The 17,245-nt window shown below is 72.5% G+C and carries 15 protein-coding genes; 4 read left to right on the forward strand and 11 right to left on the reverse strand.

Annotation, left to right across the window (positions count from 1 at the left end; all coding sequences use genetic code 11):
• Window positions 1-176: 176 nt before the first annotated feature.
• The 4 genes from infB to rimP all read right to left on the reverse strand — a co-directional run bounded on the left by infB (window position 177) and on the right by rimP (window position 5,402).
• Entirely contained in the window at window positions 177-3,281 is a 3,105-nt protein-coding gene (gene infB, locus OHA91_RS11335) for a translation initiation factor IF-2 (RefSeq protein ID WP_078959196.1), read from the reverse strand.
• A gap of 149 nt (window positions 3,282-3,430) precedes the next feature.
• Window positions 3,431-3,718, reverse strand: coding sequence for a YlxR family protein (locus OHA91_RS11340; RefSeq protein ID WP_030844383.1), 288 nt, complete (start codon window positions 3,716-3,718; stop codon window positions 3,431-3,433).
• 146 nt (window positions 3,719-3,864) lie between these two features.
• Complete coding sequence (nusA, locus tag OHA91_RS11345; RefSeq protein ID WP_266497080.1) at window positions 3,865-4,887, reverse strand: transcription termination factor NusA; 1,023 nt, start codon at window positions 4,885-4,887, stop codon at window positions 3,865-3,867.
• A gap of 2 nt (window positions 4,888-4,889) precedes the next feature.
• On the reverse strand, window positions 4,890-5,402 hold the full coding sequence (gene rimP / locus OHA91_RS11350; RefSeq protein WP_031148849.1) for a ribosome maturation factor RimP: 513 nt from the start codon (window positions 5,400-5,402) through the stop codon (window positions 4,890-4,892).
• A 156-nt stretch (window positions 5,403-5,558) separates the two neighbouring features.
• On the opposite strand from rimP, the gene OHA91_RS11355 reads away from it, so the two are divergent.
• The 4 genes from OHA91_RS11355 (at window position 5,559) to OHA91_RS11370 (ending at window position 8,524) form a co-directional block, all read left to right on the forward strand.
• Window positions 5,559-6,101, forward strand: coding sequence for a hypothetical protein (locus OHA91_RS11355; protein WP_031148847.1), 543 nt, complete (start codon window positions 5,559-5,561; stop codon window positions 6,099-6,101).
• Window positions 6,098-6,538, forward strand: coding sequence for a ferritin-like domain-containing protein (locus OHA91_RS11360; RefSeq protein ID WP_031148845.1), 441 nt, complete (start codon window positions 6,098-6,100; stop codon window positions 6,536-6,538). Before OHA91_RS11355 ends, OHA91_RS11360 begins: the two co-directional genes overlap by 4 nt.
• Window positions 6,539-6,572: 34 nt before the next feature.
• Window positions 6,573-7,475 (forward strand): aminoglycoside phosphotransferase family protein, encoded by a 903-nt coding sequence (locus tag OHA91_RS11365; RefSeq protein ID WP_266497087.1) that lies wholly within the window; start codon window positions 6,573-6,575, stop codon window positions 7,473-7,475.
• 77 nt (window positions 7,476-7,552) lie between these two features.
• Entirely contained in the window at window positions 7,553-8,524 is a 972-nt protein-coding gene (locus tag OHA91_RS11370; RefSeq protein ID WP_328739200.1) for a slipin family protein, read from the forward strand.
• Window positions 8,525-8,609: 85 nt separating this feature from the next.
• On the opposite strand, the gene OHA91_RS11375 is transcribed toward OHA91_RS11370, so the two are convergent.
• The 7 genes from OHA91_RS11375 to OHA91_RS11405 all read right to left on the reverse strand — a co-directional run bounded on the left by OHA91_RS11375 (window position 8,610) and on the right by OHA91_RS11405 (window position 17,182).
• Window positions 8,610-10,307: a proline--tRNA ligase gene (locus OHA91_RS11375; RefSeq protein WP_031148839.1), complete on the reverse strand. Its 1,698-nt coding sequence runs from the start codon at window positions 10,305-10,307 to the stop codon at window positions 8,610-8,612.
• Between the two features lie 43 nt (window positions 10,308-10,350).
• Window positions 10,351-10,893 (reverse strand): GNAT family N-acetyltransferase, encoded by a 543-nt coding sequence (locus OHA91_RS11380; protein ID WP_031148837.1) that lies wholly within the window; start codon window positions 10,891-10,893, stop codon window positions 10,351-10,353.
• 61 nt (window positions 10,894-10,954) lie between these two features.
• On the reverse strand, window positions 10,955-11,815 hold the full coding sequence (locus OHA91_RS11385; protein ID WP_031148835.1) for a GNAT family N-acetyltransferase: 861 nt from the start codon (window positions 11,813-11,815) through the stop codon (window positions 10,955-10,957).
• Window positions 11,816-11,948: 133 nt separating this feature from the next.
• Entirely contained in the window at window positions 11,949-13,106 is a 1,158-nt protein-coding gene (ispG, locus tag OHA91_RS11390; RefSeq protein WP_031148833.1) for a flavodoxin-dependent (E)-4-hydroxy-3-methylbut-2-enyl-diphosphate synthase, read from the reverse strand.
• A 175-nt stretch (window positions 13,107-13,281) separates the two neighbouring features.
• The gene (locus OHA91_RS11395) at window positions 13,282-14,583 is read right to left on the reverse strand and encodes a M50 family metallopeptidase (protein ID WP_031148831.1); all 1,302 of its coding nucleotides are present in this window, start codon (window positions 14,581-14,583) and stop codon (window positions 13,282-13,284) included.
• Window positions 14,580-15,833: a 1-deoxy-D-xylulose-5-phosphate reductoisomerase gene (gene dxr / locus OHA91_RS11400; RefSeq protein WP_031148829.1), complete on the reverse strand. Its 1,254-nt coding sequence runs from the start codon at window positions 15,831-15,833 to the stop codon at window positions 14,580-14,582. The genes OHA91_RS11395 and dxr overlap by 4 nt, the downstream gene beginning before the upstream one ends.
• 20 nt (window positions 15,834-15,853) lie before the next feature.
• Window positions 15,854-17,182 carry a serine/threonine-protein kinase gene (locus OHA91_RS11405; RefSeq protein ID WP_328739201.1) on the reverse strand — a complete coding sequence of 443 codons (1,329 nt, stop codon included), beginning with the start codon at window positions 17,180-17,182 and terminating at the stop codon, window positions 15,854-15,856.
• Window positions 17,183-17,245 lie beyond the last annotated feature (63 nt).

The raw sequence follows: 17,245 nt of genomic DNA on the forward strand, positions 1-17,245 counted from the left end.
GATATCCCGCCGGTGCGGGTTCGGTGGCCTGCCGGGCCGTCGCCCGGCAGGATCACCCGGCGCTCGCGCGGCCGGGTCACCAGAACCGTACACGCAACGGCCGGGGCCGATCGACGGATATTCCGCCGACCGGCCCCGGTGTTACGAGTTACGACACGGTGCGAACCGCCTCGCGCTTACGCGCGGGGCTTCTCGCGCATCTCGTACGTCGCGATGACGTCGTCGATCTTGATGTCGTTGAAGGAGCCGAGGTTGATACCGCCCTCGAAGCCTTCGCGGATCTCGGTGACGTCGTCCTTGAAGCGGCGCAGACCGGAGATGGTGAGGTTCTCCGCGATGACCTTGCCATCGCGCAGCAGGCGCGCCTTGGTGTTGCGCTTGACCTCGCCGGACCGGATGAGGACACCGGCGATGTTGCCCAGCTTGGACGAGCGGAAGATCTCGCGGACCTCCGCCGTACCGAGCTCGACCTCTTCGTACTCCGGCTTGAGGAGACCCTTCAGGGCCGCCTCGATCTCCTCGATGGCCTGGTAGATCACCGAGTAGTAGCGGACGTCGACGCCCTCGCGGTCCGCCATCTGCGCGGCGCGGCCGGCAGCACGGACGTTGTAGCCGATGACGATGGCGTCGGAGCCCATCGCCAGGGCGATGTCGGACTCGGTGACCGCACCCACACCGCGGTGCAGGACCCGGATGTCGACCTCTTCACCGACGTCGAGCTGGAGCAGCGAGGACTCGAGAGCCTCGACCGCACCGGACGCGTCGCCCTTGATGATGAGGTTGAGTTCCTGGACCAGACCGGCCTTGAGCACGGAGTCGAGGTCCTCGAGGGACACGCGACGGACGCGCTTGGCGAAGTTGGCGTTGCGCTCGCGCGCAGCACGCTTCTCGGCGATCTGGCGGGCCGTGCGGTCCTCGTCGACGACGAGGAAGTTGTCGCCGGCGCCGGGGACGTTGGTGAGACCCAGGACCAGGACGGGGGTCGACGGACCCGCTTCCTCGACGTTGTTGCCCTTGTCGTCGAGCATGGCGCGCACTCGGCCGTAGGCGTCGCCCACGACCATCGTGTCGCCGACGCGGAGGGTACCGCGCTGGACGAGGACGGTGGCGACGGCACCGCGGCCGCGGTCGAGGTGGGACTCGATCGCAATACCCTGAGCGTCCTGCTCCGGGTTGGCGCGCAGGTCGAGCGAGGCGTCGGCGGTGAGGACGACGGCCTCGAGCAGGGAGTCGATGTGCAGACCCTGCTTGGCGGAGATGTCGACGAACATCGTGTCGCCGCCGTACTCCTCGGCGACCAGACCGAACTCGGTGAGCTGACCGCGCACCTTGGTCGGGTCCGCACCCTCGACGTCGATCTTGTTGACCGCGACGACGATCGGGACGCCGGCGGCCTTGGCGTGGTTGAGCGCCTCGATCGTCTGCGGCATGACGCCGTCGTTGGCCGCGACCACGAGGATCGCGATGTCGGTCGACTTGGCACCACGGGCACGCATGGCGGTGAACGCCTCGTGACCGGGGGTGTCGATGAAGGTGATGCGACGCTCTTCGTCGTTGACCTCGGTGGAGACCTGGTACGCACCGATGTGCTGCGTGATGCCGCCGGCCTCGCCCGCGACGACGTTCGTCTTGCGGATGGCGTCGAGCAGTCGGGTCTTACCGTGGTCGACGTGACCCATGACGGTCACGACCGGCGGACGCGGCAGCAGGTACTCCTCGCCGCCCTCGTCCTCGCCGAACTCGATGTCGAAGGTCTCGAGGAGCTCGCGGTCCTCCTCCTCCGGGCTGACGATCTGAACCTGGTAGTTCATCTCGCCCGCGAGGAGCTGGAGGGTCTCGTCGGAGACGGACTGCGTGGCAGTGACCATCTCGCCGAGGTTCATCATGACCGCGACCAGCGACGCCGGGTTGGCGTTGATCTTCTCGGCGAAGTCGGTGAGGGACGCACCGCGCGACAGGCGAACGGTCTCGCCGTTGCCGCGGGGCAGCATCACGCCGCCGACGGACGGGGCCTGCATGGCCTCGTACTCCTGGCGCCTCTGACGCTTCGACTTGCGGCCCCGACGGGCCGGACCGCCGGGACGGCCGAAGGCACCCTGCGTACCGCCACGGGCACCGGGACCGCCGGGACGGCCACCGAAGCCGGGACGACCGCCGCCACCGGCGCCGGCCGGGCCGCCGCCGAAGCCGCCGCCACCCGGACGGGGACCGCCGAAGCCGCCGCCGCCCGCGGGACGCGAGCCGGGACCGGCCGGACGGCCGGCGAAGCCGCCGCCGCCGGGACGACCGGCGCCACCGGGACGGGGACCGCCCGCACCGGGACCACGGCCACCGGGGCCGCCGCCGGGACGGGGACCGGGACCACCGGCAGCGGGACGCTGCGGCATCATGCCCGGGTTGGGACGGTTGCCGCCGGGAGCACCACCGGGACGCGGGGCGCCGCCCTGCGGACGGGGCATGCCGCCCGGGGTCGGACGGGCGCCGCCGGGACCCTGCGGACGCGGAGCGCCGCCGGGGCCGCCCTGCGGACGGGGAGCACCCTGGCCGCCGCCGGCGCCGGGGGCACCGGGACGCGGAGCGCCGGCCGGACGGGGCGCCTGGGGGCGCGCCATGCCGGTGGAGCCACCAGAGGTGAACGGGTTGTTGCCCGGACGGGGACCGGCCGGACGGGCGCCCTGCGGACGCGGTGCCTGGGCACCGGGGGTGCCTGCGGGGCGCGCCGGGGCACCGGGGGTGGCACCGGCCGGACGCGGGGCGCCGGGACGGGCACCGCCCTGACCCGGGCCGGCCGGACGCTGCTGCGCCGGACGGGGGCCGGGGGCCGCGGCGGGACGCGCCGGGGCGGCCGGAGCCGCCGGGGGCGCGGAGAACTCGGTCGCCACGGGCGCCGCCGGAGCGGGCTTCGGGGCGGCCGGAGCCTTGGGGCCGGGACGCGGGCCGGAGGCGGCCGGCGTCACGGGGGCTGCGGCCGGGGCCTCGGCAGCGGCCGGCTTGGGGGCCGGTGCGCCGGGCTTCGGGGCAGCAGGACGTGCCGCAGCGGCCGGGGACGGCGCTGCGGGCTTGGCGGGCGCGGCCTTGCGGGGCGCGCCGGGCTTTGCAGCGGACTTGCCGGCGTTGCCGCCGGGCCCCTGCAGTGCGTCAGTCAACTTGCGTACAACCGGCGCCTCGATCGTCGAGGACGCCGAACGGACGAATTCACCGAGTTCTTGGAGCTTGGCCATGACGACCTTGCTCTCCACCCCGAACTCCTTGGCGAGTTCGTATACCCGGACCTTAGCCACTTCGCTCCTTTTAGGTCCGGGTTACGCCGGACCGTCGCTACTTCATGGGCGTACTCATCGCGTACTCATCGAGTGCTCATCGCAATCTCGACCTACTTCCAACTCGCGAGGTACCTGACCGCACGGGGTATCCGTGCCGTACTACTTCTTTACGCTGTGGTCCCGGCTTTCCCGGCCACGGCATTGCGCAGGTTCGCCGTGTCGAGCGCTCCGGCGGACCGTAGGGCCCGGGGGAACGCGCGGCGGCGGACCGCCTGGTCGAGGCAGACCACGGCAGGGTGCACGTACGCACCCCGGCCGGGCAGCGTACCGCGAGGATCGGGGACGCATTCGTCCTCGATCGCCACGATCCGCAGCAGATCGCTCTTGGCCGCTCGCTCCCGACACCCCACACAGGTGCGTTCGGGGCATGCGCGGGCTTGCGTCCGGCCAGACACGCCTAAGTCTACCTCCCCGCACCGACCTCTCCCCCGACAAGTGTCGAGGGAAAGATCGAACGGCTGCTGTGTTGTCTTGATCCGCTGCCTGGGCAGCGGCCGATTGGACCCTGTCTACCGTCGGGACAGCCCCGACCGGTACCGGTTTATTCCCCGCCCCGGTCCCGGTCCCGGTCCTGGTCCGCGTCCGGGGACACCTCGGTGTCGGGACGGATGTCGATGCGCCAGCCGGTGAGCCGCGCGGCGAGGCGGGCGTTCTGGCCCTCCTTGCCGATGGCCAGCGACAGCTGGTAGTCGGGCACGGTCACGCGGGCGGAACGGGAGTCCCAGTCGACGACCTCGACCCTGCTCACCCGGGCGGGTGACAGCGCGTTCGCGACCATCTCCGCCGGGTCGTCCGACCAGTCGACGATGTCGATCTTCTCGCCGTGCAGTTCGGCCATGACGTTGCGCACACGGCTGCCCATCGGGCCGATGCACGCGCCCTTGGGGTTCAGGCCCGAGCGGGTGGACCGGACGGCGATCTTGGTGCGGTGACCGGCCTCACGGGCGATCGCCGAGATCTCGACGCTGCCGTCGGCGATCTCCGGGACCTCCAGCGAGAACAGCTTCTTCACCAGGTTCGGGTGGGTGCGCGAGAGGGTCACGGACGGGCCGCGGACGCCCTTCGCCACGCGCACGACGTACGCCTTCAGGCGCAGACCGTGCGGGTACTCCTCGCCGGGGACCTGCTCCTGCACCGGCAGGATGGCCTCCAGCTTGCCGATGTCGACGAGGACGTTCTTGGGGTCCTTGCCCTGCTGCACGACGCCGGTGATGACGTCGCCCTCACGGCCGGCGAACTCGCCGAAGGTCAGGTCGTCCTCGGCGTCGCGCAGACGCTGGAGGATCACCTGCTTGGCCGTCGTCGCGGCGATCCGGCCGAAGTCCGACGGCGTGTCGTCGAACTCCTTGGGCTCCTGGCCCTCTTCGAGATCCCTCGGGTCTTCCGTCGCCCACACGACCACGTGACCGTTGGTGCGGTCCAGCACGACGCGGGCGCGGCGGAAGCTCCCCTCGGTCCGGTGGTACGCGATGAGGAGGGCCGACTCGATCGCCTCGACGAGCAGGTCGAAGGAGATCTCCTTCTCCCGGACCAGACCCCGCAGGGCACTCATGTCGATGTCCATGGCTACGCCTCCTCTTCCTTCTTGTCCTTGCGGTTGAACTCGATCTCGACACGCGCCTTGGCGATGTCGGTGAATGCGATGCGGCGGGCGGTCGCCTTGCGGCCCTTCACGCCCGGTACTTCGAGGTCCATGCCCTCGTCGTCCACGTCGAGGATGCGGGCGACCAGTTCCCCGGCACCCTTCGCGTCCTCGGCGGACAGCTGGAACTTCACGAGGCGGCCGATGGCCCGTACGTAGTGGCGGTGCTCGGTCAGCGGGCGGTCGGCGCCCGGGGAGCTCACCTCCAGGACGTACTCGTCCTCGCCCATCACGTCGGATTCGTCGAGCTTGTCGGAGACCTCACGGCTCAGCTCGGCACACGCGTCCAGCTCCACGCCCTCGTCGGAGTCCACGATGACCCGCAGCATCCGGCGCTTGCCCGCCCGCGACAGCTCGATCTCTTCGAGGTCCAGGCCCTTGGCGGCGACGAGCGGCTCCAGCAGTCCGCGCAGCCTGTCGCTCTGGGTGGTGCTCATCCGGGTGACTCCTCGGCCGCGTGTGCTGTTGTGGTTTCCGTCGTGTGTCAGGTCAAAGGGTATCCGGTGTCGGAGGGTGTTGCCGTCCGCCCTGCGACCAGGGCCCCGGGTACCGTGATCACACCCTGCCCCGCCCCACACCACGAGGACGTCGCCGTGCCCTGGACTCCGCCTTCCAGACCTTCGCGCAGGAGCCTGCTCGCCGGTGCCGCCGGTGCGGCCGGCGCCGCGCTGCTGACCGGGTGCACCGACGGCCGCTCGGCGGACGCCGACCCGGCGATTTCACTCGAACGGCGGATGCGCGAAGCAGCCGTTCGTGACAGCGCCAGGCTGCTGGAACGTTACGACGCCACGGCCGCCGCCCATCCGGACCTGGCCGCGCGGCTCGCTCCGCTGCGCGCCGCCGTCGCCGCGCACACGGCCGCCCTCTCCCCCACCGCGTCGGGCTCGCCGTCCCCCGCTGCGTCGCCGTCCGGCGGTACGGGGGCCGCCGCGCCCGCGGCGAGCGGCGAGCCGGTGCCCGCGAAGCCCGCCGAAGCCCTGACCGCGCTCGCCGACGCCGAGCGGAGCCTGTCCGAGGCCCGGACCATCGACCTGGCCGGGGCGCCGGGAGAGCTGGCCCGGATGCTGGCCTCGGTGGCCGCCTGCGGCGCCGTGCACGTCCACCTGCTGACCTCGACCCCCGGAGCCAAGCCGTGAAGCCCGAACCCTCCCCCGCCGGCCGGGCCCTGGAGGCCGCCCAGGCGGCCCTCGCCGCCGAGCACGCGGCCGCATACGGATACGGGGTGATCGGCGCGCGGACCACCGGCGCCCGTGCCACGGAGGCCCGGGAGGGGTACGGCAGCCACCTCGCGCGGCGCGACGCGCTGGCCCGGACCGTGCGCGAACTGGGCGGCGCACCCCGGCCCTCGGAGGCCGCCTACGCCCTGCCGTTCGAGGTGCGCAGCCCCGCCGACGCCGAGCGGCTGGCCGCGGTGATCGAGGACCGGGTGGCGGGTGCGTACTCCGATCTGGTGCGGGCGGCGGAGGGCCCGCTGCGCCGCGAGGCGGCCGACGCGCTGAGCGCCGCAGCGGTGCGCGCGGCACGCTGGCGCGGTGTCGGCGTAGCCTTCCCTGGGCTCACGGAACGCGCATAGCGAGCCCTCACCAGCTGAAAGGGACCACGCACGCATGGCTTTCGAACCGCCGCAGCGGCTTGTACGGGCGCTCGGCGAGATGCCGGAGACGGAGCAGGACGCGGACTGGCTGGGGCAGTTGCCCGAGCTCACCGAGGCCGCGCTCTCCCGGCGGGGCGTACGGGCCCAGCGGGTGCAGGCCCCGGGCGGCCGCAGCAGTCTGGTCGTCCTCGTCGCCTACGCGGACGGGACCCCGGCCGCTCTGAAACTGGCGCCCCCGCACGCCCGGCCCGACCTGGAGCTCGCCGCGCTGGCGCACTGGGGCGGTTTCGGCGCCGTACGGGTCCTCGACACCCGGCACCACGAGGAGGACGGGGCCCTGCTGCTGGAGCGGCTGCACGCGGAGGTGTCGCTGCGGTCCCTGCCGGAGGCGAAGGCACTGCTGGAGGCGAGCGGCACGCTGCGCCGGCTGTGGGTGGCGCCGCCGGCCGGGCACGGGTGGGAAACGGCGGCCGAGCGCACCGCGCGGCAGTCGCAGGCCCTGCGGGCGGCCCCGGCGGAGGCCCGGGCCCTCGCCGACACCGCCCTGGCGCTGCGGGAGGAGCTGGTGGCGGCCCCGCCGGAGGAACTGCTGCTGCACGGGAACTTCCGGCAGGGCAAGGTCCTGGCGGGCGAGCGGGCGCCGTGGCTGACGGTGGGACCCGACCCGCTGGTCGGCGAGCGGGCGTACGACCTGGCGCGGCTGGTCCGGGACCGGCTGGAGGACCAGGTGGCCTCCTCGGCGGGAGCCGCGGGCGCCCGGCGCCGGGTGAACAAGCTGGCGGACGCGCTGGACGTGGACCGCGAACGGCTGCGGGGCTGGACCCTCTTCCGGGCGGTGGAGTCGGGCAACCGCGCCCTGGCCGCCGGGCGCCGCCGGGACGCGGAACTCCTGCTGGAGTTCGCCTCCTGGCTGTAGGGGGTGTCCGGCCTGATCGCCCCGGAACCGAGTGGGGCATACCGTAGGTAGGAAGGTATGTCCGGCAGGGGGCCGTCATGGTCGAGGAACTGCTGACAGCGGTGCTTGCCGCAGGCGTGGGTGCCGCCGTCTACCTGGGCGCCGCGGCCCGCGTGGTGAAGCAGTACGAGCGGGGCCTGGTCTTCCGCTTCGGCAGGCTGCGGGAGGAGATACGGCCTCCCGGCTTCACGGTGATCGTTCCGGTGATCGACCGGCTGCGCAAGGTGAACATGCAGATCGTGACGCTGCCGGTGCCCGCACAGGAGGGCATCACCCGGGACAACGTCACGGTGCGGGTGGACGCGGTCGTGTACTTCAAGGTCGTCGACCCGGCGAACGCCATCGTGGCGGTGGAGGACTACCGCTTCGCCGTCTCCCAGATGGCGCAGACCTCGCTGAGGTCGATCATCGGAAAGTCCGACCTGGACGACCTGCTCTCCAACCGGGAGATGCTCAACCAGGGCCTGGAGCTGATGATCGACAGTCCGGCGGTGGGCTGGGGGGTGCAGATCGACCGGGTCGAGATCAAGGACGTGTCCCTGCCCGAGACCATGAAGCGGTCGATGGCCCGGCAGGCGGAGGCCGACCGCGAACGGCGGGCCCGCGTGATCAACGCGGACGCGGAGCTGCAGGCCTCGCACAAGCTGGCCGAGGCGGCGGAGGTCATGTCGGAACAGCCGGCCGCCCTCCAGCTGCGCCTGCTGCACACGATCGTCGCGGTCGCCGCCGAGAAGAACTCCACGCTGGTGCTGCCGTTCCCGGTGGAACTGCTGCGTTTCCTGGAACGCGCGGTCCCGCAGCCGGGGGCGGCGCCGGCGCGGGAGGAACCGGCCCCGGCCGGCCCGGCTTCCGAAGGCCCCGGGCCGGCCGAGGTCGCGGATGCGGATGCGGATGCGGATGCGGATGCGCTCGACGCAGCCCCGGCTCCGGACGCGCTCGGCGGGCCGGCGGACGGGCTGATGCTGGACGCGCCCGCGCCGGAGCAGCAGCGGAAGGGGCTGCGGGAGTAGCCGCTGTGCGCAGCCTCCTCCCCCGCCCCTCCCTAACGCCGCTGCGCCGATTCGCCGATTCGCGGCAGCCCGGCCGTCGCCGGGGTTACGGCGTCAGACGGGCGAGGGCCTCGGCCAGGGGGAGTTCCTCGCGGGTGCCGGACGCGCGGTCCTGGAGCTCGACCACCGACTCCGCGGAGCGCCGGCCGGCCACGAGGATCCACGGCACGCCGATCAGCTCCGCGTCCGTGAGCTTCACGCCCGGGGAGAGGCCCGGGCGGTCGTCCAGCAGGACCCGGAGGCCGGAGCCCGCCAGGGCCGCGGCCGCCTCCTCCGCCAGAGCCAGCGGCACCGCCTTGCCCGCCGCCACCACGTGGACGTCGGCCGGCGCCACCGCCGCCGGCCAGCACAGCCCGCGCTCGTCCGCGGTCTGTTCGGCCAGGGCCGCCACCGCGCGGGAGACGCCGATGCCGTAGGAGCCCATCGTGACCCGCACCGGCTTGCCCTCGCGGCCCAGCACGTCCAGCCCGAAGGCGTCCGCGTACTTGCGGCCGAGCTGGAAGATGTGGCCGATCTCGATCGCGCGGTCGAGGCGGAGCCCGGCCCCGCAGGAGGGGCAGGGGTCGCCCGGCTCCACGACGACGACGTCCAGGTACCGGTCCACCTCGAAGTCGCGGCCGCAGACCACGTTGCGGGCGTGCGTGTCGGGCTTGTTGGCGCCCGTCACCCAGGCGGTGCCCGGTGCGACCCGCGGGTCGGCCAGGTATCGGACCTTCTCCAGGCCCTGCGGGCCCACGTACCCGCGGACGAGGTCGGGCCGGTCCGTGAAGTCCTCGGCCGTGACGAGCTCGACGACCGCGGGGGCCAGGTGCTCGCCCAGCTTGCCGAGGTCCACCTCCCGGTCCCCGGGCACGCCCACGGCCACGATCTCGCCGTCGACCTTCACCAGGAGGTTCTTCAGCGTCGCCGAGGCGGGGACCCCCAGGTGCGCGGCGAGCGTCTCGATCGTCGGGGTGTCGGGGGTGTCCACCTCCTCCAGCGGCGGGTGCTCCGCGGCCACGGGGGCCAGCGCGAAGGTCACGGCCTCCGTGTTGGCCGCGTAGTCGCAGGAGGGGCAGTCCACGAAGGTGTCCTCGCCCGCCTCGGCCGGGGCCAGGAACTCCTCGGACGCCGAGCCGCCCATCGCGCCCGACACCGCGGACACGATCCGGTGGTCGAGGCCCAGCCGCTCGAAGATGCGGACGTAGGCCTCGCGGTGGAGCCGGTAGGACTCCTCCAGTCCTTCGTCGGACACGTCGAAGGAGTACGAGTCCTTCATCTGGAACTCGCGGCCGCGCAGCACGCCCGACCGGGGCCGCGCCTCGTCGCGGTACTTGGTCTGGATCTGGTACAGCATGACCGGCAGGTCCTTGTACGAGGTGCACTGGTCCTTCACCACCAGGGTGAAGATCTCCTCGTGGGTGGGGCCGAGCAGGTAGTCCGCGCCCTTGCGGTCCCTGAGCCGGAACAGCAGGTCGCCGTATTCCGACCAGCGTCCGCTGACCTCGTACGGCTCCTTGGGCAGCAGGGCCGGGAGCAGCACCTCCTGGGCGCCGATGGCGTCCATCTCCTCGCGGACGACGCGGCTGACGTTGTCCAGGACCCGCTTGCCGAGCGGGAGCCACGTCCACACCCCGGCCGAGCTGCGCCGGACGTATCCGGCGCGGACCAGGAGCCGGTGGCTGAGGGTTTCGGCGTCGGCCGGGTCCTCGCGGAGGGTCTTGGCCATGAGGCGGGACATGCGCTGTACGTGATGTGTGGACATGCCGGGAGGTTACCGGGGGCCCGCCGGAGCCCGTTAACCCATTTCAGGGCCTGGTCAGCGGCAGTGTGGCGCCCATGACGGCGTACGGGAGGCTCGCGCTCGGGAAGTGCACCTGGCGGGCGAGGTCGACGTAGCCGAGGGCCCGGTAGAGGCCGCGGGCGGGGCTCTCGGTGTCGATGGCGGAGAGGATCGAGCGGGGCTCGGCGGCGGCGTCGGTGAGGGTGGTGATCAGGGAGCGTCCGACGCCGTGGCCCTGGAAACCGGGGTGTACGTGGAGTTCGGTGATGACGAAGGAGCCGTCGAGCCAGTGCTCGTGGCCGCCGGCCCGCAGGTAGGGCTCGACGATGGTGGACCACCAGTGCGTGCGGTCGTTCGGCATCCCGTACACGAATCCGGTGAGCGCGCCGTCCTCGGCGAAGGCCCCGAGGGCGCGGGCGCCCTTGCAGGTCATGTGGCGCTGGACGATGTAGCGCCGGATGCCGACCTCCTCCTCGCTGAGGCCGAAGGCGACGGCCTGCACGCGCAGGGCTTCGTCCACCCGGGCGGCGAGGTCGAGGGGGCCGATACGGACACCGGAAGGCAGCATGCGGTGACCTTACTTCGCGGTAAGGGTGTGCCGGAATGCCGCGGCCCCGCCTCCTGCCGGTTCAGAACAGCACGCTCATGAACGCGCCGACCTCGCGGAAGCCCACCCGGCGGTACGCGGCCCGCGCGGCGGTGTTGAAGTCGTTCACGTAGAGGCTGACCACGGGCGCCACGTCGCGCAGCGCGTACTCGACGACGGCGGCCATCCCGGTCTCCGAGTGTCCGCGGCCGCGGAACTCGGGGGCCACCCAGACGCCCTGGATCTGGCAGGCGCGGGAGGTGGCGGCGCCGATCTCCGCCTTGAAGACGATCTTGTCGTCCTCGACGCGGGCGAAGGAGCGGCCGCCGGCGACGAGTTCGGCGACGCGGGCCTGGTAGAGCAGGCCGCCGTCGCCGGCCATCGGCGAGACGCCGACCTCCTCGGTGAACATGGCCACGCAGGCGGGCATGATCAGGTCCATCTCGTTCTTGCGGATCCGGCGGACCTGCGGATCCGGCTCGACCGTGGTGGACGGACGCTCGATGACCATGAGGGGCTGGTGGGCGCGGACCTCGCGGGCCGGGCCCCAGCTGGGCTCCAGGAGCTGCCACAGCAGCCGGGTGGCGTCGGCGGGGCCGACGATGGAGGAGCACCGGCGGCCGGTGCGGCGGGCCCGGTCGGCGAAGGCCCGGACGGCGTCGGGCTCGGCGCAGACGGGGACGAGGTTGGCCCCGGCGTAGCAGAGCGAACGGAGCTCGCCGTCGGCGTACCAGCCCCACATCTCGCCCCCCAGGCGCCAGGGGTCGAGTCCGGCGACCTGGACCCGGGAGGTGACGAAGGCGTTCTCGACCGGCTCGCGTCCGAGGATGTCGAGCGCGGCGTCGAGATCACTGGGCTCAAGGACCCGGGTGGTGGTCTGCGTCAACACTGGGGGCCTCACCATGCAAGTCTGCTGATCTCCGCACTGTACCCGGCAGCGCCGGACGATGCCGCGTCCGCAGGTCACGAAAAGGCCCCGGCCCCGCTCCCGAACTGCGGGAACGGGGCCGGGGCCCGGGCGGCGGCGGCCGGGTGGCTCAGACTCCGATGGCGACGGTCGGCTCGCCGCTCATGACGCCGTCGGCCTCCATCTGCGCCGCGATCTTCATCGCCTCTTCGATGAGGGTCTCGACGATCTTCGACTCGGGGACGGTCTTGATGACCTCGCCCTTCACGAAGATCTGGCCCTTGCCGTTGCCGGAGGCGACACCGAGGTCGGCCTCACGGGCCTCGCCGGGGCCGTTGACGACGCAGCCCATGACCGCCACGCGCAGCGGGACCTCCATGCCCTCCAGGCCCGCCGTGACCTCCTCGGCCAGCTTGTAGACGTCGACCTGGGCGCGGCCGCAGGACGGGCAGGAGACGATCTCCAGGCGGCGCGGCTTGAGGTTCAGCGACTCCAGGATCTGGATGCCGACCTTGACCTCCTCCGCCGGCGGGGCGGAGAGGGAGACGCGGATGGTGTCGCCGATGCCCTCGGAGAGCAGGGCGCCGAAGGCGACCGCGGACTTGATGGTGCCCTGGAAGGCGGGGCCGGCCTCGGTGACGCCCAGGTGCAGGGGGTAGTCGCAGGCGGCGGCGAGCTGACGGTAGGCGTTGACCATGACGACCGGGTCGTTGTGCTTGACCGAGATCTTGATGTCGCCGAAGCCGTGCTCCTCGAAGAGGGAGGCCTCCCACAGCGCGGACTCGACCAGCGCCTCGGGGGTGGCCTTGCCGTACTTCTTCAGCAGGCGGGCGTCGAGGGAGCCGGCGTTCACACCGATGCGGATCGGCGTGCGGGTCTCGTTCGCGGCCTTCGCGATCTCCTTGACCTTGTCGTCGAACTGCTTGATGTTGCCCGGGTTCACGCGGACCGCGGCGCAGCCCGCGTCGATCGCGGCGAACACGTACTTCGGCTGGAAGTGGATGTCGGCGATGACCGGGATCTGCGACTTCTTGGCGATCACGGCCAGCGCGTCGGCGTCGTCCTGCGTCGGGCACGCCACGCGGACGATGTCGCAGCCGGAGGCGGTGAGCTCGGCGATCTGCTGGAGCGTCGCCCCGATGTCGGAGGTCCTGGTGGTGGTCATCGACTGCACGGAGATCTGTGAGTCGCCGCCGACGGCCACCTTGCCGACCTGGATCTTGCGGCTGACCCTGCGGTCGGCAAGCTTCGTCGGCACGGCCGGCATTCCGAGAGAGATGGCAGTCATCTGCTGTGCAACCCCAAGGTGTGGATCAAGGTCCCGAGATCGGCGGGCTCCAGGCTTCGAGATTACGCCAATCAAGGGGCGGGCCGTGCATCCGAGGGGGTGCGCCACCCGAACGTAGGGAGCCGGGCACGATCCGTGCCCGGCTCCGGTACGACTGGGGTACGCCCCCCGCAAACTAGGTGATCTTGATCGGGTTCACCACGTCGGCCACCATCACCAGCAGGGTGAAGCAGATGAACAGGCCCGCGACCACGTACGCGACGGGCATCAGCTTCGCCACGTCGAACGGGCCGGGGTCGGGGCGGCGGAAGATCCGTGCCACGCCCCGCCGGAGCGACTCCCACAGGGCGCCGGCGATGTGCCCGCCGTCGAGCGGGAGCAGCGGCAGCATGTTGAAGAGGAACAGCGAGAGGTTGAAGCCGGCCAGCAGGTTCAGGAAGAACACCAGCTGGTGCTGGGCGGGGATGTCGAGGGTGAAGATCTCACCGCTGACGCGCGCCGCGCCGACGACGCCCATCGGGCTGTCCTGCTTGCGCTCGGCCCCGTTGAAGGCCGCGTTCCACAGGTCCGGGACCTTGGACGGCAGGGCGACCAGCGACTGCACGCCGGCCTCCATCATCTCGCCCATGCGCTCGGCGGACTGTCCGAAGGACTGCGGCACGTAGCCGGAGGCGGGTGCGAAGCCGAGGAAGCCCGCGGTGACGTACTCGTCCTTGACGTACTTGCCGCTGCCGTCGGTCTTGGCGACCTTGTTCTCGATCAGGTTCGCCTTGAGGTCGAGGCGCTCGCCCGCGCGGACGACGGTGATCGTGGCGGGTCCGACGGTGGCGCGGATGTCCTTCTGGAGGGCGGACCAGTCGTCGACCCGGCGGCCGTTGAAGGCGACGATCTTGTCGCCCGCCTTGAGGCCCGCGGCCCTGGCGGGTGCGGCCGGGTCGCCGGGCTGGCACTTGTCGCGCTTCTCGCTCTGCTGGATGACGCAGTCCGAGACGGTGGCGACCGAGGTGGTCTGGGTGTTCAGCCCGAAGGTCATCAGGGTGGTGAGGAAGATCGCCACGGCGAGGACCAGGTTCATGAACGGGCCGGCGAACATCACGATCACGCGCTTCCACGGCTTGCGCGTGTAGAAGAGCCGGGTCCCGTCGCCGGGCTGGAGCTCCTCGTACGCCGCCGAGCGCGCGTCCTCGATCATCGACCGGAACGGCGAGGTGGACCGGGCGGTGACCTTGCCGTCCTCGCCGGGCGGGAACATCCCGATCATGCGGATGTAGCCGCCCATGGGGATGGCCTTGATCCCGTACTCGGTCTCGCCCTTCCTCCGCGACCAGATGGTCGGGCCGAAGCCCACCATGTACTGCGGCACCCGAATGCCGAACAGCTTGGCCGTGGAGAGGTGCCCCAGCTCGTGCCACGCGATGGAGACCAGCAGGCCGACCGCGAAGATCACGATTCCGAGCACCGTCATCAGAAGTGTCATGCGCGCGCCTCCGCGGCGGCCCGAGCCGCCATCTCCCGCGCCCGGGCCCTGGCCCAGGCCTCTGCTTCAAGGACGTCCTGGACGGTCAGGGAGGTTCCCGACTGCGGTGTCCCGTGCTCATCGACCACGGCAGAGACCGTATCCATGATTGCTGTGAACGGCAGCCGACCGGCCAGGAACGCCTCGACGCACTCCTCGTTCGCCGCGTTGAACACGGCCGGGGCGGTGCCGCCGAGGCCGCCCACGTGCCGGGCGATGCCCACGGCGGGGAAGGCTTCGGTGTCCAGCGGGAAGAACTCCCAGGTGGAGGCCTTGGTCCAGTCGAAGGCGGGGGCCGCGTCCGGGACCCGCTGGGGCCAGCCCAGGCCGATCGCGATGGGGCCGCGCATGTCCGGCGGGGTGGCCTGGGCGAGCGTGGAGCCGTCGGTGAACTCCACCATCGAGTGCACGTACGACTGCGGGTGGACCACGACCTCGATCTGCTCGAACGGGATGTCGTAGAGCAGGTGCGCCTCGATGACCTCGAGTCCCTTGTTGACCAGCGTCGCCGAGTTGACGGTGATCACCGGGCCCATGGCCCAGGTGGGGTGGGCGAGCGCGTCCTCGACGGTGACCTTGGCCAGCTCGGCGCGGGTGCGGCCGCGGAAGGGGCCGCCGGAGGCGGTCACCACGAGCTTGCGGACGTCGGCGCGGGTACCGGCGGCGAGCGCCTGGAAGAGCGCCGCGTGCTCGGAGTCCACGGGGATGATCTGGCCGGGCTTCGCAAGGGCCTTGACCAGCGGGCCGCCGACGATCAGCGACTCCTTGTTGGCCAGGGCCAGAGTGCGGCCCGCCCGCAGGGCGGCGAGGGTCGGCGCGAGGCCGATGGAGCCGGTGATGCCGTTGAGGACGGTGTGGCACGCGGAGGCGGCGAGCTCGGTCGCGGCGTCCGGCCCGGCCAGGATCTCGGGCAGCGTCTCGCCCGGGCCGAACTGGGCGCTCAGCGCCTCTTTCAGGGCCGGTACGACGTCTTCGCGGGCGACGGCCACCTTCTCGACCCGCAGCAGCCGGGCCTGCTCGGCCAGCAGCGCCACCCGGCCGCCTGCGGCGGACAGGGCGGTGACCCGGAACCGGTCCGGGTTGCGCAGGGCGAGGTCGATGGCCTGGGTGCCGATGGAGCCGGTGGACCCGAGGATCACGATGTCCCGGCGGCCGGCCGCGGGGTCGAAGAGGAGGTGCGGGTCGGCGAGGGGGGCTGGACGGTCGCTCATGCCCCCATTGTTGCCGCAAGTCAGGGGCGGCCCGACACGGAGCCCCCTTCCGTGACCCGCAGGAGGAGGTGCGGGAGCGTTCCGGCGAAGTCGGGGAGCGTGCGGGCGGTGCGCCACCAGGCCTCCGGGTCCTCTCCGAGGGCGGCGGTGAGCAGCCGGTACGCCTCGGCGTGGGCGGCCAGGACGGCGCCCGGGTGGTCGTGCCGGTCGGGGTGGTCCACGTCGCCGAGCCAGTGGTCCTCGTCGAGGGCCCAGCAGGCCGGCAGCTTGTGGCGGATCACGTCGATGCCGGTGAGCAGGCCGCGGTCGAGGCAGTCGCGCACCCAGCGGATGTCCTCCTCGACGCTCTCCATGGGCACGGCGAGGCTCGCGAGGGCCAGTTCGCGCTCCACGTCCCCGGAGGGCTCGGCGGCGCTCGGGGCCAGGTGGCGCACGGCCCGGGCGAGCTCGGGGTCCGGCTCCTGTACGCCGTCCGGTGCGGGCAGGGTCCCCTCGACGACGCCCGCCACGAGTGCGGGCAGCGGGCCGGGGTGCCCGGGGGCGTGCCGCAGCAGCTCCGCCCACAGCCTGGGGTCGTCCCCCAGGGAGCGCAGGGCCCGCATCACGGCGGTCTGCATGCCGGCCTGCTCGGGCAGGGTCCAGCGCAGGGAGCGGCGGCCGGGGAGGTGGCCGAGGAGCAGGGTGTGGCGGGCGGGGGCGACGTGGGCGACGAGTTCCTCGTGCGTGAGCCGGCCCATCCGGACGGCGCGGACGGCGGGCCGGTGCCAGGAGCGGCCGTCCGCCGGCGCCGCGGCGGTGGCGAGCAGCCCGCAGACGGTCTCGCGGGGCAGGTCGGCGGCGAGCAGCAGGGCCTCGACGGATCCGGCGGGCAGGGGGCTGCGGGCGTGCTCGGCGAGCAGCGGCCCGGGATCGGCCTCGTGGGGCAGCGCCAGGATGTCCAGGGGGACCCGCGGTCCGCGCCTGCCGTGCCGGCGCAGCAGGCCGGCCAGCTCGGCGGCGGTGAGGGGCTGCGCGGCGGGGTCCCGGCCGAGCTCGGCGCGGAGCACGGGCAGGAGCTCGGGCGGGGTGCGGCGGCGGGCGTAGCGGGCGGGCCCGGGCAGGCCGGGCAGCGGCCGGCCGACGACGCGGGGGTTGCGGGCGATGTAGCCGCGGTCGGCGGCGCCGCCGTGGCGCAGCAGCAGGGTGACGGTGGAGGCCGCCAGCCATTCGTCCCTGCAGAGGTACTTCAGGGCCGGCCGGTCGAGCCGGCGGCTCATGTCGACGACGACATGGTCCGGTGCGTGGCGCAGCAGGTGCGCCACGCACCAGGCCAGCCGTCGGCTGGTGCGGTCCTGCTCGGCCGTCGACATCGTTCTCGTCCGCCTCGTGCTGTGCTCGTGCGCGTGCCGGGTCCGCACGCGTACTCATCCTCG

This window comes from Streptomyces erythrochromogenes (assembly GCF_036170895.1).
GTDB classification, from domain to species: domain Bacteria; phylum Actinomycetota; class Actinomycetes; order Streptomycetales; family Streptomycetaceae; genus Streptomyces; species Streptomyces erythrochromogenes.